The sequence below is a fragment of the Gordonia sihwensis genome (assembly GCF_029632925.1).
In the GTDB taxonomy this organism is placed as follows: Bacteria; Actinomycetota; Actinomycetes; order Mycobacteriales; family Mycobacteriaceae; genus Gordonia; species Gordonia sihwensis.
In genome coordinates this window covers 2,361,297-2,387,579 of record NZ_CP121248.1, presented here as the reverse complement: position 1 = coordinate 2,387,579, position 26,283 = coordinate 2,361,297, and the positions used below count along the sequence as shown (strand labels likewise).

26 protein-coding genes are annotated in these 26,283 nt (G+C 69.7%); 17 read left to right on the top strand and 9 right to left on the bottom strand.

The genetic code is table 11. From position 1 onward, the window contains the following. Positions 1-15 precede the first annotated feature (15 nt). Positions 16-1,371, top strand: coding sequence for a peptidase MA family metallohydrolase (locus P5P27_RS11425; protein WP_231650305.1), 1,356 nt, complete (start codon positions 16-18; stop codon positions 1,369-1,371). Next, on the top strand, positions 1,368-2,486 hold the full coding sequence (locus P5P27_RS11420) for a glycosyltransferase family 4 protein (protein ID WP_278124042.1): 1,119 nt from the start codon (positions 1,368-1,370) through the stop codon (positions 2,484-2,486). The genes P5P27_RS11425 and P5P27_RS11420 overlap by 4 nt, the downstream gene beginning before the upstream one ends. Before the next feature lie 129 nt (positions 2,487-2,615). Here the strand turns inward: P5P27_RS11420 and P5P27_RS11415 are convergent, their stop codons facing one another. Continuing rightward, positions 2,616-4,418 (bottom strand): AMP-dependent synthetase/ligase, encoded by a 1,803-nt coding sequence (locus P5P27_RS11415; RefSeq protein WP_278124041.1) that lies wholly within the window; start codon positions 4,416-4,418, stop codon positions 2,616-2,618. Between the two features lie 130 nt (positions 4,419-4,548). Here P5P27_RS11415 and P5P27_RS11410 point away from each other — a divergent pair, with 130 nt between their 5' ends. The 6 genes from P5P27_RS11410 (at position 4,549) to P5P27_RS11385 (ending at position 9,053) form a co-directional block, all read left to right on the top strand. Continuing rightward, positions 4,549-4,959 (top strand): hypothetical protein, encoded by a 411-nt coding sequence (locus P5P27_RS11410; protein WP_006895301.1) that lies wholly within the window; start codon positions 4,549-4,551, stop codon positions 4,957-4,959. Positions 4,960-4,961: 2 nt separating this feature from the next. Then, positions 4,962-5,399: an SRPBCC family protein gene (locus tag P5P27_RS11405; protein ID WP_006895302.1), complete on the top strand. Its 438-nt coding sequence runs from the start codon at positions 4,962-4,964 to the stop codon at positions 5,397-5,399. Positions 5,400-5,419: 20 nt separating this feature from the next. Next, entirely contained in the window at positions 5,420-6,631 is a 1,212-nt protein-coding gene (locus tag P5P27_RS11400) for an ArsA-related P-loop ATPase (protein WP_278127440.1), read from the top strand. 256 nt (positions 6,632-6,887) lie between these two features. Beyond that, positions 6,888-7,241 (top strand): hypothetical protein, encoded by a 354-nt coding sequence (locus P5P27_RS11395; protein WP_006895304.1) that lies wholly within the window; start codon positions 6,888-6,890, stop codon positions 7,239-7,241. Position 7,242: 1 nt separating this feature from the next. Continuing rightward, positions 7,243-8,247 carry an ROK family protein gene (locus tag P5P27_RS11390; protein WP_006895305.1) on the top strand — a complete coding sequence of 335 codons (1,005 nt, stop codon included), beginning with the start codon at positions 7,243-7,245 and terminating at the stop codon, positions 8,245-8,247. Positions 8,248-8,321: 74 nt separating this feature from the next. Then, positions 8,322-9,053 (top strand): lysophospholipid acyltransferase family protein, encoded by a 732-nt coding sequence (locus P5P27_RS11385; RefSeq protein ID WP_006895306.1) that lies wholly within the window; start codon positions 8,322-8,324, stop codon positions 9,051-9,053. A 38-nt stretch (positions 9,054-9,091) separates the two neighbouring features. On the opposite strand, the gene P5P27_RS11380 is transcribed toward P5P27_RS11385, so the two are convergent. After that, a complete protein-coding gene (locus P5P27_RS11380; RefSeq protein ID WP_006895307.1) occupies positions 9,092-10,441 on the bottom strand; it encodes a glycosyltransferase 87 family protein in 1,350 nt (449 codons plus the stop codon). A gap of 40 nt (positions 10,442-10,481) precedes the next feature. Here P5P27_RS11380 and P5P27_RS11375 point away from each other — a divergent pair, with 40 nt between their 5' ends. Continuing rightward, positions 10,482-10,982, top strand: coding sequence for a polyadenylate-specific 3'-exoribonuclease AS (locus P5P27_RS11375; protein ID WP_006895308.1), 501 nt, complete (start codon positions 10,482-10,484; stop codon positions 10,980-10,982). 70 nt (positions 10,983-11,052) lie between these two features. Then, positions 11,053-12,447 (top strand): class II 3-deoxy-7-phosphoheptulonate synthase, encoded by a 1,395-nt coding sequence (locus tag P5P27_RS11370; protein WP_006895309.1) that lies wholly within the window; start codon positions 11,053-11,055, stop codon positions 12,445-12,447. Between the two features lie 40 nt (positions 12,448-12,487). On the opposite strand, the gene P5P27_RS11365 is transcribed toward P5P27_RS11370, so the two are convergent. Then, entirely contained in the window at positions 12,488-13,717 is a 1,230-nt protein-coding gene (locus tag P5P27_RS11365) for a protein kinase domain-containing protein (protein ID WP_006895310.1), read from the bottom strand. A 70-nt stretch (positions 13,718-13,787) separates the two neighbouring features. Between P5P27_RS11365 and P5P27_RS11360 the strand changes: the two genes are divergently transcribed. Beyond that, entirely contained in the window at positions 13,788-14,153 is a 366-nt protein-coding gene (locus tag P5P27_RS11360) for an Rv2175c family DNA-binding protein (protein ID WP_006895311.1), read from the top strand. Positions 14,154-14,165: 12 nt separating this feature from the next. Here P5P27_RS11360 and P5P27_RS11355 read toward each other — a convergent pair whose 3' ends face one another. The 4 genes from P5P27_RS11355 to P5P27_RS11340 are packed head-to-tail and all read right to left on the bottom strand — an operon-like array spanning position 14,166 to position 19,174. Beyond that, a complete protein-coding gene (locus P5P27_RS11355) occupies positions 14,166-15,077 on the bottom strand; it encodes a phytoene/squalene synthase family protein (protein WP_278124032.1) in 912 nt (303 codons plus the stop codon). Continuing rightward, on the bottom strand, positions 15,070-16,551 hold the full coding sequence (locus P5P27_RS11350) for an alpha-(1->6)-mannopyranosyltransferase A (protein ID WP_278124030.1): 1,482 nt from the start codon (positions 16,549-16,551) through the stop codon (positions 15,070-15,072). The genes P5P27_RS11355 and P5P27_RS11350 overlap by 8 nt, the downstream gene beginning before the upstream one ends. Then, positions 16,548-18,074, bottom strand: a complete 1,527-nt coding sequence (crtI, locus tag P5P27_RS11345; RefSeq protein WP_278124028.1) for a phytoene desaturase family protein — start codon at positions 18,072-18,074, stop codon at positions 16,548-16,550. The genes P5P27_RS11350 and crtI overlap by 4 nt, the downstream gene beginning before the upstream one ends. A gap of 5 nt (positions 18,075-18,079) precedes the next feature. Beyond that, complete coding sequence (locus P5P27_RS11340; protein WP_278124027.1) at positions 18,080-19,174, bottom strand: polyprenyl synthetase family protein; 1,095 nt, start codon at positions 19,172-19,174, stop codon at positions 18,080-18,082. Between the two features lie 114 nt (positions 19,175-19,288). On the opposite strand from P5P27_RS11340, the gene P5P27_RS11335 reads away from it, so the two are divergent. Next, positions 19,289-20,272, top strand: a complete 984-nt coding sequence (locus tag P5P27_RS11335) for a methylenetetrahydrofolate reductase (RefSeq protein ID WP_062366767.1) — start codon at positions 19,289-19,291, stop codon at positions 20,270-20,272. Between the two features lie 42 nt (positions 20,273-20,314). On the opposite strand, the gene P5P27_RS11330 is transcribed toward P5P27_RS11335, so the two are convergent. Together P5P27_RS11330 and P5P27_RS11325 are read right to left on the bottom strand one after the other, a co-directional pair. Beyond that, positions 20,315-21,133 (bottom strand): LppM family (lipo)protein, encoded by an 819-nt coding sequence (locus P5P27_RS11330; protein ID WP_174302278.1) that lies wholly within the window; start codon positions 21,131-21,133, stop codon positions 20,315-20,317. Between the two features lie 78 nt (positions 21,134-21,211). Beyond that, positions 21,212-21,880 (bottom strand): GNAT family N-acetyltransferase, encoded by a 669-nt coding sequence (locus P5P27_RS11325; RefSeq protein ID WP_006895318.1) that lies wholly within the window; start codon positions 21,878-21,880, stop codon positions 21,212-21,214. Positions 21,881-22,217: 337 nt separating this feature from the next. Between P5P27_RS11325 and P5P27_RS11320 the strand changes: the two genes are divergently transcribed. The 5 genes from P5P27_RS11320 (at position 22,218) to ftsL (ending at position 26,283) form a co-directional block, all read left to right on the top strand. Next, a complete protein-coding gene (locus P5P27_RS11320) occupies positions 22,218-22,751 on the top strand; it encodes an SAV_6107 family HEPN domain-containing protein (protein ID WP_006895319.1) in 534 nt (177 codons plus the stop codon). A 132-nt stretch (positions 22,752-22,883) separates the two neighbouring features. Continuing rightward, positions 22,884-23,294, top strand: a complete 411-nt coding sequence (locus tag P5P27_RS11315) for a DUF3040 domain-containing protein (RefSeq protein WP_006895320.1) — start codon at positions 22,884-22,886, stop codon at positions 23,292-23,294. A gap of 455 nt (positions 23,295-23,749) precedes the next feature. Further along, positions 23,750-24,187 carry a division/cell wall cluster transcriptional repressor MraZ gene (gene mraZ, locus P5P27_RS11310; RefSeq protein ID WP_006895321.1) on the top strand — a complete coding sequence of 146 codons (438 nt, stop codon included), beginning with the start codon at positions 23,750-23,752 and terminating at the stop codon, positions 24,185-24,187. 291 nt (positions 24,188-24,478) lie between these two features. Next, a complete protein-coding gene (gene rsmH, locus P5P27_RS11305) occupies positions 24,479-25,465 on the top strand; it encodes a 16S rRNA (cytosine(1402)-N(4))-methyltransferase RsmH (protein ID WP_085950738.1) in 987 nt (328 codons plus the stop codon). A 5-nt stretch (positions 25,466-25,470) separates the two neighbouring features. Further along, complete coding sequence (ftsL, locus tag P5P27_RS11300; protein WP_260868821.1) at positions 25,471-26,283, top strand: cell division protein FtsL; 813 nt, start codon at positions 25,471-25,473, stop codon at positions 26,281-26,283.

The window sequence follows — 26,283 nt, the reverse complement described above, 5'->3', positions numbered from 1 at the left end:
ACTGTCTTGGCGGCCGTGACTGCCGCGTCGCTCACCGCCTGTGGCTCCGATGCCGATCACCCATCGGCCACTTCGTCTCCGACGATCGCGACGACGCCGCTGAACCCGTTCGAACAGCAGCGCTACGACGGCGTCACCGCCCTGCTCGACCAACTGTCGTCGGCGCTGCGCAACGGCGACCGCAGAGGTCTGTCCGAACTCATCGATCCGGCCGCCACCGTCGAGTTCCGGCATCGGCTCGACGCCGTGGCTGCCGATTTCGCATCGGCGCCGGTGGGAAAGCCGCTCAAACTCAAGGAATTCCGCTATCGAGTGGCGCCCCAGACCGGCCCGGAGCACCTTCTCGAACCGGATTTCGAGGCGAAGCTCGAAGCGGCCGGCGCCTCCGACAGTTGGGTGACGCCCGTCGATCTCGACTACGCGCTGGGAGGCGCGTCGTCGCCTGGACTCGACGAACCGACGGTGACCCTCCACCAGAGCCTGACCTTCGCGCGATACGGCGACGACTGGAAAGTCGTCGGCGACGGTGGCCTGGCGCCCGACCCGTCGCAGGCCTCACGCGAGAATCCGAAGGCACCCGAGGTGGGACCGTGGGCGTTTCCGGGGCTGTCGGCGAACGACGTGCGCACCTCCGGGGGGACCTCGACGGTTCTGTGCTACCGGGGCGCGGAGAAGACCGCGGCTCAGGTCGCCGAAATCCTGCCCGCTGCGGTGGATGAGGTATCGAAGTTCTGGGGCGACGACTGGGTCCGGCGGATCGCGGTGATCTCCACCGCCGACGGCGCTCAGTTCTCCGGACTCACGAGGACCGTTCCGGTCGACACCTCAGCTGCCGCGGCCGCCACCGTGTACACCATGATCGATCGTCAGAATCAGCAGGTGGTGGGACAGCGGATCGTGCTCACGCCCGCCGCCCGTGCCCTGTCGAAGCCGGCGCTCGCCGTCGTGATCCGCCATGAGCTCACGCACGTCGCCTCGCGGCTCAACACCGCCGAGAACGCGCCGCTGTGGCTCACCGAGGGCGTTCCGGAGTACGTGGGCCGCAAGGGCACTTACCGGGACTTCGTCGACGCCGCACCGGAATTGGCCGCTGCCGTGGCCGCCGGCGACGTTCCGAAGGCGCTGCCCTCGGACGGGTCGTTCTCCGTCGACTCGGACGCGGCCCGGATCGCCTATCAGGAGGCGTGGTCGTTCGCGGCCTTCGTCGGCCAGAGGTTCGGCGAGGAGAAGCTCAAGAAGATGTACATCGGTGTCGGCAAGGGCGGAGACACCTCGACCACCGACGACGCGATGAAGGACGCGCTGGGTGCCGACAAGTCGACGGTGGTCGCCGACTGGCAGGCGTGGCTGCGCACCCAGGTGCGCCGGTGAGACGAACGCTGCTTGTCACCAACGACTTCCCGCCTCGGCCGGGCGGCATCCAGTCGTACCTGGAGAACCTGATCGCCTTCCTCCCGCCGGAGGACGTCATCGTCTACGCGCCGACGTGGCGGGGCTGCGAGGAGTACGACTGCGCGGCTCCGTACCGGATCGTCCGCCATCCCACGAGCCTGATGCTGCCGACTCCCGGAGTGCTGCGAAGGGCTGCGAATCTCGTGCGCGACAACGATGTTCACACAGTCTGGTTCGGCGCGGCGGCTCCGCTCGCGGTCCTCGGGCCCAAGCTCCGGAAGGCCGGGGCTCGGCGGATCGTCGCGAGCACACACGGTCACGAGGTCGGGTGGTCGATGCTGCCCGGCGCCCGCCAGGTACTCCGGTACATCGGCGACCACACCGACGCGATCACCTACGTCAGCCGCTACACCCGCGGCCGGTTCGCGGCGGCCTTCGGCCCGCGGGCATCGCTCGAGTACGTCTCCTGCGGAGTGGACGTCGGCCGGTTCGCGCCGGACTCCACGGCGCGGCGCGTGCTGCGGGAGCGCTACGGACTGGGCGACGCACCCACAGTGCTCTGCCTGTCGCGGCTCGTGCCGCGCAAGGGCCAGGACATGCTGATCAGGGCGTGGCCCGCGATCCGTGACGCAATTCCCGACGCGCGGCTGATGATCGTCGGCGGCGGTCCCTACGCCGATGCGCTGCACCGGCTCGCCGAGGAGAACGGCGTGATGGATTCGGTGACCTTCACCGGCGGCGTCCCCGCCGCGGAACTGCCGATGCACCACGCGATGGCCGACGTATTCGCCATGCCGACCCGCACCCGGGGCGGCGGCCTCGACGTGGAAGGCCTCGGCATCGTCTTTCTCGAGGCCTCGGCCAGCGGTGTGCCGGTGGTGGCGGGCGACTCGGGCGGGGCGCCCGAGACGGTGCGCGAGAGCCTGACGGGCACCGTCGTCGACGGCCGTGACCGGGCCGCCGTCGCCGGGGCGATCGTCGAGATCCTCTCCTCACCGCGGCTCGCTGCGGCGATGGGGGAGGCCGGACGCGAATGGGCAGTGGAGAACTGGCAGTGGAAGATGCAGGCCGCGCGCCTCATGCGGCTGCTGTGACGAGCGCCGTCCGGTCCGGCCGACCACGCCGCCCCACGCGCTTGAACTGACGATCCCCGCGAACCCGTCGGAACGGGTTCGCGGGGATCGTCATACCGCGTCTCGGTGCCCGCAGGCACGCACCGGCGGCTACTTGCGGTAGATCGCCGCGATCTCCTCGGCCCACTTGTCGGCCACCACGTTGCGCTTCACCTTCAGCGTGGGGGTCAGTTCGCCCGAGTCCTCGCTGAAGTCGGTCGGGAGGATGCGGAACTTCTTGATGGTCTCGGCGTGGGAGACGGTCTCGTTGGCGGCGTCGACGGCCTCCTGGACCTCGGCCAGCAGGTCGGGATCCTGCGCCAGATCGGCGACGCTGAGGTCGGCGGACTTGCCGTGGCGCTCCTTCCACGCCGGGAAGGCCTCGAGATCGATCGTGATGAGTGCGCCGATGAACGGTTTCTGATCGCCGACCACCACGGCCTGCGACACCAGTGCGCTCGCGCGGATGATGTCCTCCATCGGCGCGGGCGAGACGTTCTTGCCGCCGGCGGTGACGATGATCTCCTTCTTGCGGCCGGTGATGCTCAGGTAGCCGTCCTGGTCGAGGGCTCCGATGTCGCCGGTGTGGAACCAGCCGTCGGTGATCGCGGTAGCGGTGGCCTCGTCGTTGCGCCAATAGCCGGTGAAGACCACCTCGCCGGAGAGTAGGATCTCGCCGTCGTCGGCGATCCGGACGGCGTTGCCCGGGACGGGCCGGCCGACGGTGCCGACCTTCACCTGGCCGGGGGTGTTCACCGTGATCGCGGCGGTGGTCTCGGTGAGGCCGTAGCCCTCGTATACGGGGATGCCGACGCCGCTGAAGAAGTGTCCGAGGCGCGAACCGAGGGGTGCGCCGCCGGAGATCGCGAGTTCGCAGACCCCGCCGAGCGCGGCGCGCAGCTTGGCGTACACCAGCTTGTCGAACACCGCGTGCTTCGCGCGCAGCAGCAGGCCCACGTCACCGTTCTGGGCGGCCGTCGAATACTGCACGGCGACGTCGGCCGCGAGATCGAAGATCTTGCCCTTCCCGCCGTCGTGCGCACTCTGGCGTGCCGAGTTGAACACCTTCTCGAAGACGCGGGGGACCGACAGGATCAGCGACGGCTTGAAGACGGAGAAAGTCGGCAGCAGATTGGGGATGTCGCTGGTGTACCCGACCTCCATGCCCGCCTCGAGCGCGACCAGGTTGATCGCGCGGGCGAGTACGTGTGCCATCGGCAGGAACAGCAGCAGGCGCTTGCCGTCGCCGAGCAGAGCATTCAGCGGGGTCTCCATCACGCCGGCGATCTCGCCGAGCAGGTTGGAGTGGGTCAGCATGCAGCCCTTGGGGCGGCCCGTGGTCCCCGAGGTGTAGATGAGGGTGGCCGGACTGGAGGCCTTGAGCGTCCGACGACGCGCGTGGACCTCCTCGTCTGCCACGTCCTTGCCGCGCTCGGTGAGGAGTTCGACGACTCCCGGGCCGTCGGCGACGTCGATCTGGAACACCTGGACCGAGTCGTCCACCGATTCCACCGTGTCGATGACGGCGCGGTGCCCGGCGGTCTCGGCGATGATCGCCGTAGCGCCGGAATCGCGCATGATCCAATCGATCTGGGGACCGGAGGAGGAGTCGTAGACCGGGACGGTGATCGCGCCGGCCGACCAGATGGCGAAGTCCAGGAGAGTCCATTCCAGGCGCGTGGCCGAGACCAACGCGACGCGGTCGCCCGGTTCGATGCCCGAGGCGATCAATCCTTTGGCGATCGCCGTGACCTGTGCTCCGGCCTCGGCCGCGGTGACCGGGAGCCACTGCGAGCCGGACTGACGACGGAACACGGTCTTGCCGCTCTGCTTCTCGACGATGTCGAAGAGCACGTCGGACGCGTTCCGCTCCTCGGGGATCTGAAACTTCGCGGGCACGCGGCACTCGGCCATGTAATACACCTTCCGGAACGGAAATTTCTCAGAACGACCTGAATCTCTGAGTGATCTTAGACCCACTCGGAGTGCCGGTTACGCACGAGTCGGGTTTCACCCACGGGGCCGGGTGTGTGAAGCTAGGACGGTGACGAGCATTCAGGTTGCCGACGAGGTCTTCGTCGCTGCGGCGCCGTCGCTCGCCGGTGCGGTGGTGGGCGATCGGGCGCGCTGGCGGCAGTGGTGGCCGGACCTCCGGCTGACCGTGGTCGAGGACCGCGGAGACCAGGGCGTGCGGTGGACGGTGGCCGGACCGGTCGAGGGCACCATGGAGATCTGGTGCGAGCCGTGCATGGACGGTTTCATCCTGCACTACTACCTGCACGCCGAGCCGTCGCGCCCACTGCCGGACGGGGCGCGCGAGCGGATGGACGCGGTCGCAGAGCTGAACCGCCGCAGGCGCATCGCGGGCAAGGAGATGTCCTTCCATGTCAAGGCGCTGCTCGAGGGAGACCGCGAGGCCGGGGCGCCCGCGGCGTCTGCCGCCGCGGGGGCGTAGCGATGGCCGACCACACCGAGCAGTCGATCGTCATCAACGCCGACGTGGCGGACGTGATGGCAGTGATCGCCGACTTCGACAACTATCCGCAGTGGGTCACCGCGGCCCGCGAGGTGACCGTTCTGGAACGGGACGCGTGGGGACGGGGCGTTCGGGTGCGATTCGTCCTCGACGCGGGAGTCCTCGCCGACACCTACGAACTCCGATACACGTGGGACGAGGACGGCGACGGTGTCTGTTGGACGCTCGTCTCGAGTGAGCTGCAGCGCGCTCAGGAGGGCAGTTACCGTCTGGCGCAGCAGGTTCCGGGTTCGACCAAGGTGACCTACGCTCTCATGGTGGACCTTCACATCCCGATGATCAGCCAGTTGAAGCGACGCGCGGAGAAGGCGATCACCGAGGCCGCGCTCGGCGACCTGAAGAAGAGGGTCGAAGGCTGATCGATCTAGCGCCCATCGATCTGGTGCTCGGGCCGGGTGGCTCGGGCGTCTCCGTCGTCGCCGCGGCCGCGGCACTGCGGCACACCACGCACCCGCCCGCGGGCGTGCGGCTGGGCGCCGAGCGGGGCACACTGCTCGTCTCTCTCGACTCGCGGTCGTATCTGCCGGAACGTCTCGGCGTTCTTCGGCTCCCCGGGGAACCCGTCGCGGTGACCGCCGACGTCGACCTTCTGCAACTCGACCCGTTGTCCGTGCTGGAGCAGGCGTGGAGCGAGTTCACCGGTGCGCTCACGGCGGTGAGCTCGGGCAAGGCGCTGCTGCCGATAGTCGGTTCGGTGGCGTCGATCGCGCCGGGCGAGCTGTCGGCTCTGCCCGGCGTACAGGAGTTCCTGCTGCTCAGGCGGATTCGCGAAGCCGCGACCGCTGGACGGTGGCGACGCATAGTCGTAGACCTGTCCGGCTGCGGTGATCCGTTCGCCCTGTTGCGGTCGCCGACGGTGCTGTCCGCGGCACTCGAACGGCTGTGGCCGCGGCACGCGCGGCTCGCCGAGGCGGCGGAGAAGCCCGCGGTGGCGCAGTTGTCCGCGGCGGTGGAGGGCATCGACCGCGACTGCCAGGATCTGGCGGATCTGTTCACCGATCCGCACGGGGTGGCGGTCCACGTGGTTGTCGACGCGGGGGACCGCGGAGCGCGTGCGCTCGCAGACCAGATCGCGATCAGCGACCTGATGGCGCTGCCGTTGCGATCGGTGCTGGTCAATGAGGGCGCGGGCGGCGCGGCACAGGTCTGCGCGATCGATACCGCGCGGGCGGTGCTCGGCGGCGACGACACGGTGCAGGTGATGGCCGTGGCCGCCGCGCCGGAGGCGGTCGACCGGCTGTCCCGGATCCGCCGGGTGGTGGTCGATCTGCCGACACCGGGCGGGCGGCCGCGCGGGTCGGGCGCGCTGACCGTCGCGCACGTCTCCGGAGAGGGCCTGGACAGCGTCTTCGAACTGGCGTGGGACCAAGGGCTACCCGACCCCGACCGGCTGGCGCTGGGCAGGTCCGGCGACGATCTGCTGGTGACGGTGTCGGGTTTCCGCTTCCCGGTCCGGCTGCCCTCGGTGCTGCGGCGGTGCCTGGTGACGGGGGCCGACTGGCATGCGGGACGGCTGGTTCTGCGCTTCCGCCCGGACCCGGCCGTCTGGCCGCAGCGGCGCACCCGAACCACTCCGGACGGGGACGGTTGACCGGACGAACGATCCCGGCGACGGGCACGACGAGAAGCCGGTGAACGTACACTCGTCGTTGTGAGCGAGGGCATCGACCGGGTGGGATGTGCGGTCTGTCACCACTCCGGTGCCCGGCGCTGGGGATCGGCCGCCGCGCCCGGTAGCGTCAGGTGTTCGCGATGCGCACCCACGTGCCGTCCGACCCCCGCTTGCTGCCCGACCCCCGTTTGCCCGACCACCGATGTCGGCCCGACCACCGAGGACTCCACCCACGATGACCGACGACCACGACGCCACCGGTTCAGGAGCCGCCGACGCCGGCGACTCCGTGCAGGCGTTGCTGCTCGGTTTCGCGAATCAGATCGACCAGCTCGCCGGTCTGATCGCCGGCACATCCGGGCCGCGAGTCCCGGGTTCCGGGGTTGCGGGATCGGGCATTCCGGAGCTGCTCGGAGACGTCGGCACGATGGTCCGGGAACTCGGCGACCTGCTCGCCCGCATCCTCGCCGCACTGATCGCGGTGCTCGAGGCCGTCGCCGACATGCTGCGCTCGGATCGGTCCGAGCGCGCAGGCACGTCGTCGCGGTTCGAGACGATCTCGGTCAACGTCACGCCGATGGGCAGGTGACGTGACCGCGCGCGCAGGCGACGGGGCGTCGCCCGGTTCGGAACTGACCATCGGCATCGACATCGGCGGCACCAGCGTGAGAGCTTCGGTGGTGGACGCGCGCGGTCGCCAACTCGACACGCTTCGCACGGCGACCCCGCCGACCGCCGAGTCACTCGAGCACTGCCTGCACCGGCTCGTCACCGAACTGCGGGACCGGTGGGCGGTGGCAGCGGTGGGACTGGCGATCGCGGGTTTCCTGACACCCGATCGCCGGACGGTGCGCTTCTCCCCGCATCTGGCCTGGCGCGAGGCTCCGGTACCGGAGACGATGACGCGCAGGCTGGGGTTGCCGGTATTCGCCGAGCACGACGCCAATTCGGCCGCACTCGCCGAGCTGCACTTCGGTGCGGCGGCAGGTGGACACAACACGCTCGTCCTGTCCATCGGCACCGGGATCGGCGCGGGGATGATCATGGACGGGCGGCTCTATCGCGGCAGCTTCGGCGTGGCGCCGGAGTTCGGGCACCTCACCGTGGTTCCGGACGGCCGCCCGTGCAGTTGCGGCAAACGCGGTTGCTGGGAGCGCTACTGCAGCGGGACGGCACTGGTCGACACCGTGCTGGAACTGCTCGCCTCGCACGACTATCCGCGCAGCGTGCTGGCCGCCGAGTCGGAGGCGGACCCGGGCTCGCTCACGGGCAGGCGAGTGGCGGCGGCCGCGGCGGACGGCGACCCCGCGGCACTGGCCGCGTACGAGGACATGGCGCGCTGGCTCGGCTACGGTCTCGGCATGATCGCCGACGTCTTCGATCCGGATCTCATCGTCCTCGCCGGCGGCGTCGGTGCTGCGTCGAGTCTGTTCCTCGACGACGCGCGCGAGCACTATGCGGCGGCGGTCACCGGTAGCGGGCACCGCCGGCTGGCCCGGATCCGCGGTACCCAGCTCGGCGAGGCGGCGGGAACGATCGGTGCGGCCGAGGTGGCACGGCAGGGACTGGCGATGCAGGTGGCGGGCAGTCAGTAGAGTTTCTTCCGATGCGTTCGGGCGCCGGTGCGCCGGTGCAGGTCGGGAATCGAGCAGGAGGGGCAGCAACGTCCATGTGGTACTACCTTTTCAAATACATCTTCATGGGTCCGGCGCTCCGCTTGATGGGACGTCCGCGGATCGAGGGGCTGGAGAACATCCCCAAGGACGGTGCCGCGTTGATCGCGTCCAACCACATGGCGGTGGTCGACAGCTTCTACCTGCCGCTCATGGTGCCGCGGAGGATCTTCTTCCTCGCCAAGAGTGAGTACTTCACGGAGAAGGGCCTCAAGGGGCGCTTCAAGAAGTGGTTCTTCAGCACTTCGGGACAGATCCCGATCGACCGGTCCGGCGCCAGCGCGGCCGCGGACGCGCTTCTGGCGGGCAAGAAGGTGCTTGAGGACGGACGGCTGCTGTGCCTGTATCCGGAGGGCACCCGCTCGCCGGACGGCCGACTGTACAAGGGAAAGACCGGGCTCGCACGGATCGCTCTGGAGACGGGCACACCGGTGATCCCGATCGCGATGGTCGGGACCGATCGGATCAACCCGCCCGGCACGGTGCTGCCGCGGCCCACCCGCATCGTCGTCCGAGTGGGCGAACCGCTCGACTTCTCGCGGTACGAGGGCATGGCAGGCAACCGCTTCATCGAGCGCGCGGTCACCGACGAGATCATGTACGCGCTGATGCGTCTCGGCGGCCAGCAGTACGTCGACGTGTACGCCGCCAGCCTCAAGAACGCCGGCGGAGGCGCCAAGGCGGCGGCACCGACGGCGCCGGCCGCGAAACCGGGCGACGCGGCCTGATCCGATTCCGGACCCCATGACGGTGTCCGCGCCGGCCGTCAAGCGGCCGTGGCGGACACCGTCGTCGTCTCGGGGGCGCGGTACGGCAGCCGCCACAGTGCCACCAGGAGCGTCACGCCCCAGAGCGTGAAGGCGTTGCCGATCAGGTGCTGCCATGCAGCCCAGCCGTGCTCGATGGGCGGCAGGAGCTGGAAAGGCCCCACCGCGAAGATCACGACCCCGGTTCCGGCGAGGCCGAAGTACGTGGCACGGTAGCGGCGCTCATCGACCCGCCAGCCGATCGTCAGGCACAGGAGCAGCGCCGGGACGCACCAGACCCAGTGGTGGGCCCAGGTGGTCGGCGAGACGAGCAGTCCCCACACGGCCACGGCGCACGTGATCGCGAGGGCGTCGACGCGGCCGGTCATCGGTCCGCGCGCGAACGCCTCGGCGGGGCGTGCCGCCAGCACCGCCGCCAGCGCGAGGACCGTGGCCGCGACGCTGGACAGGATCCAGGCGACCTCCGCGGCGCTGCCCGCGTCACCGAACACGCGGAGCCACGCGGCGTTCAGATTCTGATTGATCCGCCCCTCGGGTTGGCCGATCCGGGCGGTGTGGAACAGGGTGTCGGTCCAATACGTGCGGGAGTCGGCCGGCATCCAGATCCAGCCGATCGCCGCCGCGCCGACGAACGCGGCCAGTCCGGTGGCGACGGCGCGGAACCGGCGAGCCACAAGGAACACGCCGAGGAAGACCAGCGGGGTGAGTTTGACCGCCGACGCGATGCCGATCAGGACACCCTGTGCGCGGCGGCCCCCGGCGCGGTGCAGGACGAAGACGTCGATCATGATCATCGCCATCAGCACCACGTTGATCTGACCGAATCCGAGGGTCATCCAGAACGGGTTGAACCAGATGGTCGCGACCGATGCAGCGATCGCGAGCCACCACCGGTTGCCGGGCGAGCCGATGTCGAGCACGGCGAGCGAGAGCTTGGTGACGTAGACCAGCAGCGCGGCGGTGACCAGTGAGATCCCGATGCTCGCGACGGCGAGCGGGATCGCACCCAACGGGGTGAACAGCAGCGCCGCGAACGGCGGGTACGTGAACGGCAGCCAGATGCCGTCGGCGGTGAAGGGCATCGAGCCGTCGGCGTACAGACTCAGGCCCTGATGCCAGATCTGGCCGCCGATGCGGTACACGTCCATGTCGAACCGGGTTCGGGTGCCGAAACTGGATGTGAAGGGCACGCCCAGGATCTGCAGGGCGGCCGAGAGTGCGAATGCGGCGACGATCGCCGCCCTCGCGGCTGGTCCGGGCGACCACCGGGTGAGCCGCTCGGCGAGCCGTTGACCCCGGAGCGCTCCGCCCTCGTCGCGGGGCTGCGTCTGACCGCTTGCAGTGGGCATGAAAGCCAGTATTCCTGTCCGGCATGGATAATCAGAAGTCGTGCGCTACTTCTACGACACCGAGTTCATCGAAGACGGAACCACCATCGAGCTGGTGTCGATCGGGGTGGTCGGCGAGGACGGCCGCGAGTTCTACGCCGTCTCGACCGAATTCGATCCGGCGCGGGCGGGTGACTGGGTACGCACCAACGTCCTCGACAAGCTGCCGTCCCCGGCCGACAAGGCGTGGCGGAGTCGCCGAGCGATCCGCGAGAGCCTCTACGAGTTCCTCACCGCCCCTGGCGACGGCGTCGAACTGTGGGCGTGGGTCGGCGCGTACGACCACGTGGTGGTGTGTCAGCTGTGGGGGTCGATGACCGAGCTGCCGCGGGAGATGCCGCGCTTCACCCGGGAACTCCGACAGCACTGGGAGGCCGCGGGCCGTCCGGAACTGCCTCCGGCTCCGCGCAACGCACACGATGCGCTCGCCGACGCGCGGCACAACCTCGTCAAGTGGCGCGCCATCGAAGCGGCCGTCGGCGGCGGCGCCGGCGTGAACTGACGGCCGAGAACCGATGGCACTGTCGGAGGTGACCGACGCGACGTCCGGTTCGTCACGATAGGCTGGAGCGGTGGTGAACTGGACCGTAGACGTGCCCATCGACGAGCTTCCCGAACTGCCGCCCCTGCCGGGACGTCTCGCCGAGCAATTCGACGACATGCTGGCGCGCCCGGCTCTGCAGCAGCCGAGCTGGCCCGAAGAGGAGGCGCACAAGATGCGCACCGTCCTCGAGAGCGTCCCGCCGATCTGCATGCCGTCCGAGGTGGAGGTGCTCGCCGACCAACTCGCCGAGGTGGCCCACGGTCGCGCGTTCATGCTCCAGGGCGGAGACTGCGCCGAGACCTTCGCGGCCAACACCGAGCCGCACATCAAGGGCAACATCCGCACCCTGCTTCAGATGGCCGTGGTGCTCACCTACGGCGCGAGCATGCCGGTGGTGAAGGTCGCCCGCATCGCGGGGCAGTACGCCAAGCCGCGTTCGTCCGACACCGACGCGCTCGGGCTGCTCTCGTACCGAGGCGACATGGTCAACGCGCTGGAGGCCGACGAGGCCGCGCGCGTGCACGATCCCTCGCGTCTGGTGCGCGCGTACGCGAACGCCGCCGCGGCGATGAACCTGGTGCGGTCGCTGACCGGGTCGGAGGCCCGCCTGGCGCACGTTCACAACTGGAACCGCGAGTTCGTCCGCACATCGCCGGCCGGTGCGCGGTACGAGGCGCTCGCCGCGGAGATCGATCGCGGGCTGCGATTCATGGACGCCTGCGGCGTCACCGACTCGAGCCTCGAGTCGGCGTCGATCTTCGCCTCGCACGAAGCTCTGGTGATGGACTACGAGCGCGCCATGCTGCGGCTCGCCGACAACCCGCGCGGCGGCGACGAGCAGACTCTGTACGACCTGTCGGCGCACTTCCTGTGGATCGGCGAACGCACCCGGCAGCTCGACGGCGCTCACATCGCGCTGGCCAAGCTGATCAGCAATCCGATCGGCGTCAAGATCGGCCCCACCACGACGCCCGAGCTGGCGGTCGAGTACGTGGAGGCACTCGACCCCGACAACCGTCCCGGCCGGCTGACGCTGGTGTCGCGGATGGGTAACGGCAAGGTCCGCGAGGTCCTGCCCGCGATCGTGCAGGCCGTCGAGGCGACCGGACACAAGGTGATCTGGCAGTGCGATCCGATGCACGGCAACACCCACACCGCGTCCACCGGTTTCAAGACCCGCCACTTCGACCGCGTGGTCGACGAGGTGCAGGGCTTCTTCGAGGTGCATCGCGCGCTGGGCAGTCACCCCGGGGGCATTCACATCGAGCTGACCGGTGAGGATGTGACCGAGTGCCTCGGTGGCGCACAGGACATCTCCGACCTCGATCTCGAAGGCCGCTACGAGACGGCGTGCGACCCGCGCCTCAACACCCAGCAGTCGCTGGAACTGGCCTTCCTCGTGGCGGAGATGCTGCGCGGCTGAGGGGAGCCTGCGCGGCTGAGGAGACCCGACGGCGCCCGGTTCAGGCGAGCGAGGCGCCCACGGCCCACCCCGCCGCTGCGAGCACGACGGCGACGATCGTGATGATCGTCAACCACACGGCCGCCAGTGCGCGTCCGCGCGATGTGGCCGCGGGATCGGCTTCGTCGATCACGTCGACCTGGTCGGAGTCCGGCTCCCAGTCGGCCCGGTCGGCCCACTCCGGCTCGTCGTCCGTCCAGCGTCGCTCGTCGGGTCCGTCCCAGGCGTCGTCGTCCCACCGATCAGACCGGGGGAGCGGCTCGGGATCGTATGCGGTGACCGGTCGCGGATCGGGCGCCTGCGCCGACACGGCCCGCACCGGGCGGGCGATGGCGGAGGTGACCCGCGCCGAGGCCCGGCTCGGAGCCGGGACGGTGAAGGCTGGCAGGTCGAGTTCATCGGCGGCGTCGAGCAACGCGTGCTGCATGGCGAATCCGTCGCGGAAGCGATCGGCGCGGTCACGCTCGGTGGCTCGCAGGACGATCTCGTCGATCTGCGGCGGGACGCCTTCGATCAGGTCGCCGGGGGCGGGGACGTCGTAGGTGAGCCGCTGATAGGCCAGCGCGAGCGGAGTGCTGCCGCTGAAGGGCTGCCGTCCGGTCAGTAGTTCGAACAGCATCACTCCGGCCGAGTACACGTCGCTGCGCGCGTCGACGTCGGTGGAGTTGACCTGCTCGGGGGACAGGTACGCGGCGGTCCCCAGAATCACGCTCGCCGACGTGACGCCGGCTTCGGCGACCGCGCGGACCAGACCGAAGTCGGCAACCTTGATGTCGCCGTTGTCGGAGACGAGGACGTTCTCGGGCTTCACGTCCCGGTGCACCAGGCCCGCGCGGTGCGCGGTGCCCAGGCCGCCGAGCATCGGGATCGCGACGGATGCCACCGCGTGCGGCGGCATCGGCCCGCGTTCGCGGAGCAGTTCGCGGACGCTGCCCCCGCGCACGAGCTCCATGACGAGGAAGGCGACCTCACCGTCGATGCTCTGGTCGTAGACCGCGACGAGGCCGGGGTGGCTCAGACCGGCGACGGCGCGGGCCTCGAACTCGAACCGGCGCAGGAACTGGGGGTCGCCCACGTAACGCGCATCCATCACCTTCACTGCGACGCGCCGACCCAGACGCAGGTCAGTTCCCACATACACAGAGGACATCCCGCCGCGAGCGATCGGCGCGTCGATCCGGTATCTGCGCTCCAGCACTCGGCCGATGAGCGGGTCGCCAGGGGTGGTCACGGTGTTCGAATCTACCCGCCGCGCCGACGACCTCGTATGCGCCGCGCAGGACACCGGTAGGCTTTGCCCCGTGGGTTCTCTTCCGCTTTCGATCGACATCCTTCCCGACGACGTTCCAGTTCTCGACCTGGACCAGGCCGCCAAGCGGCTGGGGGTCTCGTCCAACCGGCTCCGCACACTCATCCGCGACCACAACCTGCTCGCGGCCTCGCGCGGAGGGGTACCCGTGATTCCGGAGGCCTTCTTCGGGTCCGACGGCCTCGCGAAGCACTTCGAGGGGCTGGTCCGGATCCTGCTCGACGGCGGTTACACGCGCGACGAGGCGATGCGCTGGCTGTTCACCGAGCAGGACGACCTGGGGCTGCGCCCGGCCGATGCGCTGCACACTCATTCGGCGCGCGAGGTGATCCGGCGCGCACAAGCTCAGGCCTTCTGACGGCACAGCCGGTCAGCCGAGAGCCGGGCGGCCGGCCACGGCGGTGACGGCATGGCCGAGCCTGCGGTGGACCGGTACGACGGCCCGCGCGGCGAACACGTCGTGACCGCGGTCTTCGATGGCGGTGAGAATCGCGCTGTACGACCGCGCGGCCGCGCAGATCGCGGGGCGCGACCGTCGGGGCAGTGAGGCGATGGCGGGCAGCGTCCGCCGGTACTGGTCGCGATTGACGGCGATCAGATGCGCCGTCGCCCGCCGCATCCGGGGGCCGGCCGTTCCCGCGGCGGCGTCGTGACGCAGCTCCTGCTCGTCGACCCCGAAGGCGCCGAGGTGGTCGAGGGGCAGGTAGATCCGATTCCGGTTCAGATCTTCGCCGACGTCACGGAGGAAGTTCGTGAGCTGGAACGCTTCGCCCAGCAGGGCTGCACCCCGGGCGGTGTCCGGATCGGGAGCCGCGCCCAGGATCGGCAGCAGTTGCAGGCCGATCACCGCGGCCGAGCCGTAGGTGTACTCGGCCAGGGCGTCGAGCGTCGCGTAGCGGTTCCGGAACAGGGGGTCGCCGGGCAGGTCCATTCGCATCGATCGGCCGAACGCCTCGAAGGTGTCGGCAGGGATCGCGAACCGGTCGACCGACTCGGCGAGCGCAGCGAGCATGTCGGCCTCGTCCCGGCTCAGACCAGCCGGCACCGGCGCCCCCGCGAGTGCGGCGGCCAGGCCGTTCTCGAGGGCGTCGAGCCGCGCCGATCGCGGCTGCGACCCACACGCACCGTCGACGACGTCGTCGACGGTGCGTGCATAGCCGTACAACGCGAACACCGCGCGCCGGCCGTCCACCGGCAGCAGACGCGAGGCCAGGAAGTAGGTGCGGCCGGCCGCGCGCGTGAGCGACTCGGCGAGGCGGTACCCGCGGTCGGCGTCAGCCATGGATCAGCAGGGAACCGAGCCCCCGCAGTCTGAGCGGGTCGCGGCGGCGCAGCGAGACGGCCGCGAGAACGGCGAAGGCCAGCGCCATCAAAGTTTCGAGCGGCTTGTAGAACAGGATCGAGTCGTCCGGCTGGAAGACGATGAGATAGAAGGTGCTGACTCCGACGACCACCTGCCGCACCCACATCGGGAGGGTGAATGCGACGGCCAGGCAGGCGACCCACGTGTAGTACCAGGGCAGGGTCGACGGTTCGAGCAGTAGCAGAGCGAGCATCGCCCATGCCATGCCGGCCATCGCGGACCGCTCGTCGCGACGCGACCGCCACCAGAGGTACACGAGGATCAGCGCGAGTGCGACGCTGCCGATGGCCCGCGTCACCACCAGGACCGCCTGGAGGTTGAGCGTCGCGAAGGGAGCCGCGGCGTAGGTGACGATGTGCCCGATGAAGATCGGGACGGTGAACGGGTTGATGATCCGAGAGGCGTACGACAGGCCGTTCATCCATCCGAGGCCGAGGCCGAGGATCACCGTGAAGGCACCGAACACCGCGGCGGGGATCGCGCCCGTCGCGACGAAGATCGCGACACGGTCGCGCCAGGCGATGAGCGGAGTCGGTGCCGCGGGATCGGCCGCGCGCCGCTTGCGCAGGTGGTCGAGCCAGATCCACATGACGAACGGAATCGCGATTCCCGCGGTGACCTTCACCGAGATCGCCAGGCCCAGGACCGCGAGACCCGCGACGTGCCTGCCCTCCAGCGCCAGGGCCACGCCTGCGGCCAGGAAGCCCATCATCAGCAGTTCGAGGTGTGGGCCCCCGACCAGATGGATCAGCAGCATCGGGTTCACCAGGACCAGCCAGAGCCCGAGTCGCCGGCTCGCACCGAAGTGCGCGGCGATCCGGGGCACCGCCCACATCGTCAGGAGCAGTCCGGGCAGCAGGGCGACGCGGATGGCGAACACGCCGGCGAAGACGTTGTCGCCGGTGATCCCGACGATGCCGCGCAGCAGGAGCATGAACCCGGGACTGTAGGGCGAGGTCGTGGGAGCCCAGATCTGCGCCATCGAATCGACGATCGGTCCGGGACGGTGTGCGGGTCCGTCGGTGTAGGGATCGAATCCGTGCATCAGCACCGACGCCTGACCGAGGTAGGCGTACACGTCGCGGCTGAAGGTGGGTACCGCGAACATCAGCGGCGCGGTCCAGGCGCCGACGGTGGCCATCGTGGCGCGCAGGCTCATCCGCTCGGGGCTCCGGCCGATTCGCACCCAGGCGATCACCATCAGCGCGATCCCCGTCCAGAACGCGAAGCCGGACAGCGTCTTCCCGTGGCCGTACGTCATCGGCGCCAGGCCGAGATCGGCGAGCGTCGCGTCGTTGCGAGGAACGTCGGAGAGACCGTAGCTTCCCGCGACCACCAGCAGCACACCGAGGAACCCGAGACAGGCGTCGGGATAGCGCTTCAGGAGATTCACGACCGCCCCCCGTGTCCGTTCCGGCCACGCAGGTAGTCGTCGATCCGCGCCGCGGCGAGCCCGCCGGACACGAGCACGGGCGGGATGCCGACTCCGGGCACGGTCGCGCTGCCGCCCAGAGCCAGGTTCGGCACACCCCGCCAGCGGTTGGGCGTGCGCAGCGGGCCGGTCTGCGCGACGGTGTGAGCCGCGGAGAACGGCGTCCCCGCGGGCAGACCCGATCGCAGCCAGGTCAGCGGGTGGTCGATCCGGAGCACGGTCATCGAGGACAGACCCGGGTAGCCGCGGGACTCCAGGACGCCGAGGAACTCGGCGGTGTACGGCTCGGCGAGCACATCCCACGGCAGATCGGCCGAGACCAGATTCGGTGTCGGCGCGAGAACCGACACCGACTCGGATCCGTCAGCCACGAATGTCTCCGGATCGGTGGCCGCAGACCGGGTGATCAGGAACGATCCGTCGCCCATCAGTCGGCCCGGGCGAGCGGTGAGGTCGGCGAAGGTGTCGGTCCACGCGGCGCCGAAGTCGAGAGTGTGATGGCCGGACCGCCAGCCCGCCGTGGTCCCGGCCGGCAGCACGCCGTGCACCACCACGGCGCTCGGCGAGTAGCGCAGGGTCCGCAGGCGGCGCTCGTCGTGCAACAGTTCGGCGACCGCGTCGCGTTCGAGTGTCGCGACCACCGCGTCGGCGGCGAGCCGCTGGTCGCCGACGAGCACACCCGAGGCGGAGCCGTCGGTCCGGCGCAGAATCCGGTCGACGCGTGCTCCGTACTCGATCCGCACGCCGGCGTCGGCCAGTGCGCGCTCGAGGACCCGGCCGATGCGGCCCATGCCGCCCGCGGGAGCACAGAGGCCGCGGCCGATGTCCATATCCGCGATGATGGCGTAGATCGCCCGCGCGCGGTGGGGCGGAACGCCGGCGTAGAGCGCCTGGAAGGTGAACGCCCACTGAACCCTGGGGTCGGAGACGAAGCGACCCACGGCGGCGGTGAGGCTGCCGAGCGCGCCGAGCCGGACCAGGTTCGCGGCGGCGGCGCGCGTGCGCGGTCCGGTCAGGTCGGCCAGGCCGTCGTAGTTGCGGTCGATGAAGACGTCGAACTCGGCATCGTAGACGCGGCGCAGCCAGGTCAGCAGATCGCGAGTCCCGTCGGCGGCCTCGGTCCCGAACACCTGCTCGACGGCGGCGGGGATGGCCGCGGGCTCGCGCGGTATCGCCAGCGACGAGCCGTCGGCGTAGTTCATGACGTAACTCGGGTCCACCGGGCGCAGGGCCAGCCGCTCCAGGGCCTGCTCGCGGTCGACGCCGACGGCGGTGAGTGCGTCGACGATCAACTCGGGCATGGTGAGAACCGTTGCACCCGTGTCGAATCGGTGACCCGAGATGGTCTCGGTGCGCACCAGGCCGCCGGGGGAGTCGGTGGCCTCCAGGACGGTCACCTCGTGTCCGCGGGCGCGCAGGTGGGCCGCGGCGGTCAATCCCGACAGCCCCGCTCCGATGACGACGACGTGCGAATCAGCGGTCATGGCCGTCACCGCCGTCGATGGGTGATTCGGCGGGCCATCCAGGTCAGGTCGGCGCGCGCGGACTCTCCGGCATCCAGTCCGTCGATGCCGGCCAGGGCCGCGTCGAGGCGTTCGTCGATCTGTCTCTCGATCTCGGTGAGTGCGCCGGATTCGGTCAGGACGTCGCGCGCCGCGGTCAGCTCCGCCTCCGACAGCGAACGGCCGAGGCTCTCGCGCAGCAGATCTCGGCCGGCCGTCGACGCGCGCTGCAGACCCTCGGCCAGGAGTGCGGTGCGCTTGCCTTCGACGAGGTCGTCACCGGACGGCTTCCCTGTCTCCGCGGGGTCCCCGAAGACACCGAGGACGTCGTCGCGCAGTTGGAAGGCGACGCCGAGATCGAGCCCGATGCGATGCAGTGAGCGTGACAACTCGTCCTCGGCCCCGGACAGCGCCGCACCGAGCTGGAGCGGCCGGGCCACCGTGTACGCGGCCGTCTTGTACTCCATCACCCGGTACGCGGCAGTCACGGACTCGTCGCCGGACGACTCGTTGGTGATGTCGAGGAGCTGACCGCCGAGCACCTCGGTCCGCATCTGAGACCACAGAACGGCCACCGGCCGCGGCAGCGGATGCGGATCGGCGGGACCGCCGTCGGCGGGAGTGATGCCGTGCACGAGGTCGTCGGCCCAGGCCAGTGCCAGATCGCCCAGCAGGATGGCCGCCGAGACGCCGTAGTGCGCGGGATCGCCGGCGAACCCCCGGTCGCCGTGCAGGGCCTCGAACCGGCGGTGGACGGTCGGGCGGCCGCGCCGCGTGTCGGAGCGGTCGAGGATGTCGTCGTGGATGAGGGCGCAGGCCTGGATCAACTCGATCGCGGCGCCGACCCGCAACGCTGTCGACTCCCCGGGGCCGGTGTCGGCGGCCGCTTCGGGGCCGCATCGCCAGCCGGCGTAGACGAACAGCGGCCGCACCCGTTTGCCGCCCGACAGCACGAAGTCGGCGAGCACGTCGCCGGCCTCCGCGACCGCGGGGTAGATGTCGTCGAGCGCAGGCCGGCCGGAGTCGAAGAACGCCGTCAGGATCTCGTCGACCGCGGCGGGCACGTGCGCAATGTTGACCACGACTGGCAAGGTTACCGGTCCTCGTCGATAGCCCGGCCACGCGCCGCAGCGGCGGTGATCGCGGGCACAGCCGCGGTATCGGCGGCCGCGGGCCGCTCGCCGGGTGTCCGTATGATGACTGGGGTGACCGATCCGATCAGTACCGACTCCGACGTCCGCGCCCGCCCGGGGCAGTCGGTCGTGGAGCGTCTGGCCGACCCGCACTCCGGGCCGGTGCCGTTCTCCGTCGAGTTCTTCCCACCGCGCGACGCCGCCGAGGAGGCGCGACTGTGGCGTGCGGTCCGGATCTTCGAACGAATGAACCCGGCCTTCGTGTCGATGACCTACGGTGCGGGCGGATCGACCCGCGACCGGACCGTGCGCATCGCGGGCGAACTCGCGACCGAGACCACGCTGCTGACCGTCGCGCATCTGACCGCGGTCAACCACAGCGTCGACGAACTCCGCGGACTGGTGGGCGCGTACGCCGACAAGGGCATCGTCAACCTGCTCGCCCTGCGCGGTGATCCGCCCGGTGATCCGCTCGGTGAGTGGGTCAAGCACCCGGAAGGCGTGGCGTACGCCGAAGAACTGGTGCGCCTGATCGGAGAACTCGGCGACTTCCACGTGGGCGTCGCGTCGTTCCCCGAAGGTCACCACCGCGCGCCCAACCTCGCCGCCGACACCGGAAATCTGGTGCGGAAGCTGCGGGCGGGCGCGGAGTACTCGGTGACGCAGATGTTCTTCGACGTCGACGACTTCCTCCGCCTGCGCGACCGTATCGTCGCCGCCGATCCCGAGCAGGGCGCCAAGCCGCTGATCCCGGGGATGATGCCGATCACCTCGCTGGCCTCGGCGCGCAGGATGACCGAACTGTCCGGCAGCAAGATCCCCCCGGCGGTCGAGGAACGGCTCGCGAAGGCGGCGGGCGACGGACCGGAGGAGAATCGGGCCGACGTGCGTGCGGTCGGCATCGACCTGTGCACGGAGGCCTCGTTGCGGCTCATCTCCGAAGGGGTGCCGTGCCTGCACTTCTGCAGCCTCAACTTCGCGAAGGCGACCAGCGAGGTGCTCGAGCGCATCGGCATCGACACGCGCGGGGCACTGGCCGGCGTCTGAGACGTGCGGTCCGCCGGAGAGGGCGACCGCGCGCGGACGGCGTCAGTCGGCGCCGCGCCCGGATGTCTCGCGCTCGGGCTTCGGGGACTCCTCGTCGGACTGCGGCGCCTCGGGCTTGCGCTTCGGGCGTCCCGGACGGGGTGAGCGGTCCCGATTCTGGTAGGCCGCGTACACGACCATCGCGACGATGATCGCGCACAGCAGGAACATGAACCAGGTCCAACTGGGCACGGCGGCGGTCGCCGGATCCGCGTACTCCGAATCGGCCTGCAGGTCGACGTTCTGTCCCGGGGTGGGCGTCCAGACCACCGTGTCGTCGCCCGCCTGATGACCGTTGGTCGCGACCACCTCACCGCCGAACGTGATCGACAGGGAGAAGTACACGCTGCCGGGATCGGCGTCCGTCAGCGAGGCCGAGCCGCGGAAACGGACGATGTCGCCGCTGCGGGACGATTTGAGATGGACCGTCGCGGACGGGTCGGGGAGGGCGGCGGCGATGATGTCGCCGAGCTGGCTGAACTGACCCGCAGAGAGTCTGTCGAAGGTGAGCTCGGAACCGACCTTGCCGTCGGGCGACGGCGCGGCCTGTCCGCCGGGGCGCGAACTCTGCGTCGACGGGGCGGGTACGGCACTGCTCTCATCCGACTTCTCCGGGAAGTCGGTGGTCCAGACCTGGCCGCTGAGCGAGGCCGGGATGTCGAAGGACGGCTTCTGCGGATGCTGATCCGGTGACGTGGCGATGATGACCGTGCCGGAGAACTGGTCGCCGACCGTGGTCGACTTGGTGAGACAACCGGTGAGCACGGGGATCAGTGCCAACAGTCCGGCTAGGGCGAGCGCGGTGCGGCGGAACGAGGTCACCGACTCATCGTGCCAGAAGAGATGCGCCAACCTGCGCAGTGTCGTCATCGGTGCGTCGGACGGACCGCGGGCGGCCGGTCATCGCGGCGGGGGACCGGCGTCCGGAAGAGGGAGCGGGCGTCCGAGGAAGGCGAACGGCCGGGCGTCTCCGGCGAAGGTGAAGTGCCGCAGGACATCCTCGAAGCCGAGGCGGCGGTAGAGGCCCCAGGCGCGATTGGCCTCACCCTGGACTTCGGGCGTCGAGAGGAGGACCTTGCTCTCCGGTCTGCCCGAGAGCAGCGATGTCAGGAGCCGTTGGCCGACGCCGCGGCCCTGACCGGCCGGATGCACATGCAGTTCGGTGAGTTCGAAGTAGTCGCGCATGAACTCGCGCGCGTCGGCGGGCCGGGTTCCGGCCTGTAGCAGTCCCGAATACAGCTGGCGGTTCCACCACTGGTCCGGTGCACCGCGGTAGCCGTACGCCACCCCGACGAGGATCTCGCGATCCGAGAGCGCCAGCGGTGCGCGCACGCGCAGCCGGGAGTACGTGGGCCGGAGCGAGTCGAGCGCGGACAGCGTCGCGAACGCGCCGAAAGCCGACCACCCGGGGCGCGCGATGTGATCGCGCCACAGCGGCAACCGGTGGGCTTCGCTTCCGCGGGGGTAGTGCATGGCGGTGATGTAGGTGTGCACAGCGGGATCGAGCCACAGGTGTGCCAGATCGGCCGGGAGGGGCGCGACGCGGATCGGGGAGGCGTCCAGTGACATGCCCGTTCCCTTCGTCGTCGGCTCGATTCGTCTGCGGCTGCCAGACTCTGGGAGCGTAGCGGCACTTGCCCATCGGCGTTCACACCGGCTACGGTTGACGCCTGTCGAACTGATGTTCGTATCGGTTGGGCGGTCCAGTGGCCCGGCGATGGGGAAGACATCGCCGGGCCACCGATCATCGGTGACGGGGTCCGCTGTCGAAGTCTTCGCGGGAGTGCCGGCGCCGTGCGACGGCCGGCCGTCGGGCCCGTCGTCGCAACACCTTCTTTGTCGTACCCCTCTGTCATGGTGTCGTCACGAGCCCGACAGAGCCGGGCGCCGACACGGAGGAGTTGGGATGGAGCGGTCAGCAGAACGGTCCGGGCGGCAGTTCGCCGGGTTGCATCTCGCACCCGCCCCGTCGGTGTCCGGTGCACAAGCCGATCACGGAGTCGACCCGCACGTGGTGCACCGCAGCCGCGATCTCCTGGATCGGGCAGAGGACCTGTTCGAGCAGGCGGCGTCGGTGGACGACGACGGGGCCGAGCGATTCCGGCTGTTCTATCTCGCGGCGATCCGAGCCGCCGGCGCGGTGCTGGAGATCTACGAGCCCTCGGGCCGCGTCCGCCGACGCCGCGGTGCGGCGGACGCGTGGAGTCGGATCAAGGAGCGTGCTCCCCAGTGCCGGGAACTCGCCGACTATTTCGGCGAACTCTCGACCATGCGCTCGCACGTCGAGGCGGGGCTGGTGCGCGCCGTCGATTCCACGTTCTGCGCGCGCGTGGAGCGCCGTGCGGTCGCGTTCCTGGACGTGGCCGACGCGACGCTGCTGGCGTACGAGCAGGGGAAGCTCACCTCGAAGCGTCCGGCGGCGCGCGGAACCGTCGCTTGAGTGCGCGGGATGATCGGCGTGATTGTGAACGCATCGTCGGCCAATGGTGGTCGAAGGGCGCTCGGGCTCGTACTATTGACATAGAGAGGCGAGAAGACGAAATCCTCGCCACGATCCAGTAAGGGAGGAGCGGTGCCGCTTTCAGAGCACGAGCAGCGCATGCTCGATGAGATAGAGAGCGCTCTCTACGCCGAAGACCCGAAGTTCGCGTCGAGCGTCACCCGCCACAAGGTGCGCTTGCCGAACGCGCGTCGTCGGATCGTGGTCGCTCTCGGGTTCCTCGCTGGACTCGCATTGCTGGTCGGCGGAATGATGGTCGACGTCGAGGTCGGCGGACTGAAGATCCTCAGCTTCGTCGGATTCCTGCTGATGTTCGGGGCCGCGGTCTTCGGCCTGATGGCTGGCCGCGGGCGGATCTCGGGTCCCGACGGCGCCTCCTCGTCGAAGAAGTCCGGAAAGGCCGCGAGCGGTCACGGCTCGTTGAGCCGACGGATGGAGGATCGCTTCAACCGTCGCTTCGAGCGGGACGACCGCGATCTGTAGAACCGGCCGTCGGCACCGGCGGCTGACGGCCTGACGCGCCCTGCGTCGACAACGATCTCCCTGGCGGGGTCGCAACTTCCGAAAGGAAGATGCGGCCCCGTTTTTCGTATCTCGGGAACGTCTGTCTCCGGGGTGTCCCCACAGCGTCCCACCCCGTCTCCCCACAGCGTCCCACCTCGTCTCCCCACAACGCCCCACCTACCGCTCTTGGTTGGTCTCACCAGTCACTTCGTTACCTTTTGACCCCTTTCGTAACGACACTAGTGAGCTGCGACACGTCAATGATTGCTGAGAATCCAGTGAAGCTTAGGCACTCTGACCTGCGCATATAGTTGATGGTGGGGAAACGGTGGGGCCTGCGGGGTGGAATGTGGTGGAAAGTGGGGTAGTGTGGGCATTACTGGGCGAGGGGGATACCGGAACCGCCGAACCCGGAAGGGTGAGGAGGTGTCGACGTGGCTCGTTTCGTCGGCACCTACACGCCCAAGCTCGATGACAAGGGGCGACTGACGTTGCCCGCGAAGTTCCGCGACGCGCTGGCAGGAGGAGTCATGGTCACACGCAGCCAGGACCGCAGCCTGTCGGTGTACCGGGCAGAGGAGTTCGACGCGATCGCCGAGAAGGCGGTCACCGCGTCGCGCAACGACCCGGAGGCCCGCGCTTTTCTGCGGTACTTCTTCGCCGGCGCCGACGAGCAGCGGCTCGACGGGCAGGGCCGCGTCAACCTCTCGGCCGAGCATCGCGACTACGCGGGGCTCACCAAGGAGTGCGTCGTCATCGGCTCGTACGACCACCTGGAGATCTGGGACGCGCAGAGCTGGCGCGACTACCAGGCCCAGCACGAGGAGGCGTTCTCCAACGCGGGATCGTCCGCCCTCGACTCGATCCTGTAACGGGATCGCGTCGACACACGTGAATTGAACATTCGGAGATCACGACTGCTGCGGTGAGTCGAGGCCTCGGCCCGATCGACCCTGACGTACTTCCCCAACGCCAGGTGCGCTCGGGCGGGGACCCCGTCTCATCGCAGGCCCACACCGCCGCAGTTCCACGGCATCGATGCCGGTGGTCTCCGGAGCGTCGCAGGGGGCGACGCCCAGAAGTTATCGGCACGGTTCTCACGGCAGCAGGGAGGGAGCGGGGTGAACGCACCGCGGCAAGGCGAACACGGACACGTTCCGGTGATGGCTGATCGCATGTTCGCGCTGCTGGAACCGGCTCTCACCCGTCGGTCGCCCGACGGCGGTGGCGCGGTCCTGGTGGACGGCACGCTGGGCGCCGGCGGCCACACAGAGTACTTCCTCGAACGCCTGGCGGGCCTGCACGTCGTCGGCATCGACCGCGACACATCGGCGATCGGCATCGCCTCCGAGCGTCTGCATCGCTTCGGAGACCGCGTGGAGTTCCACCACAATCGTTACGACGAGATCGAGTCGGTGGTCGCCGCCACCGGACGCGACGAGGTCGACGGGGTGCTTCTCGACCTCGGGGTCTCGTCGATGCAGCTGGACCGGGCCGAACGCGGGTTCGCGTACGCCGTCGACGCACCGCTGGACATGCGGATGAATCCCGACGACGAGCTGACAGCGGCTGACGTCCTCAACACCTACGACCACGGCTCTCTCGCCCGAGTGCTCAGCGAGTACGGCGAGGAGCGGTTCGCGGGGAAGATCGCCTCGGCAGTGATCCGGGAACGCGCCAAGGAGCCGTTCACCACCAGCGGACGTCTCGTGGAGCTCCTGTACGCCACCATCCCGGCGGCGACCCGGCGGACCGGTGGCCATCCGGCCAAGCGGACCTTTCAAGCGCTCCGGATCGAGGTGAACCACGAACTCGACTCATTGCGCGGGGTGATCCCGGCGGCGCTCGAAGTACTCGCGGTCGGCGGCCGGCTCGCCGTGATGAGCTACCAGTCGCTCGAGGACCGAATTGTCAAGCGCGACTTCGCCCGTGCGGTGGAGAACACCACCCCGGCCGGCCTGCCGGTCGATCTGCCGGGGACCGCCCCGCGGTTCTCGCTCGTCACTCGCGGAGCCGAACAGGCAGACGCGGCCGAACGTGCGGCCAACCCGCGTTCGGCCCCTGTCCGGATCCGGGCCATCGAACGTATCGCACCGAACCACCCCGCGGGTCGCGGCGGCGGGACCGCAGACGGAAGGGGAGCACAGTGACGCTTGTGGACACTCGCACCGCCACCGGACCACGCGAGGGTTCCGACCGTCAGCGTCGACGGCGCACCGGCGCCGCGGCGAGCGAGCGTCCGTCGCGATCCAAGGCGGCCCAGCGGGCTCTCGATCGGCGCACTCGCCGTGAGCGCACCGGAGCCCGGCTGCCGATGACCGGGCGCCGCATCGCCGGAGTCCCGCTCGTGGTGCCGATCCTGGTCCTGGTGATGGGCGCCCTCGCGCTGACTCTGTTCCTGACAACCAAATCGGCGCAGGACTCGTACTCGATCGACGCGCTCCGCAAGGAGAACCAGGAGCTGCAGGCCCGTGCCGCCGAGTTGAAGGCGGCAGCCGACGCAGGCGACCAGGCGCCCGCGATCGCGCGGGCGGCCGCTCGCCAGGGGATGGTCCCGGCGTCGAACGCCGCCGAGATCATCGTCGGAGCAGACGGCAAGCCACGGCTCCGCGGCACTCCCACACCGGCGACCGGCAGCCCGCTTCCGGACCTGAACCCGGCGCCGGACCCCGTCGAGAAGATCGACAAGAACAAGGTCGACGATTCCGAGGGACTCGGTGGCGAACAATCGCAGAGTGCACCGCCGCGTACGGCGACCACTCCCGCTCCGGCGCCGTCGACGCCTGCGCCGAACCCGCGGCCGGCGCCGAACCCCCGCCCGTCCTCGGTCCCGACATCGCAGTCTCGGACGAATCCGGCACCCCAGACCTCGGTGCGCCCGGATGTCCGGAATCGGGTGAGTCGGCCCACCGATGTGGCGTCTCCGACGACCGCCACGCCGCCCGCCAATACCGCGCCCGCGCGTTGA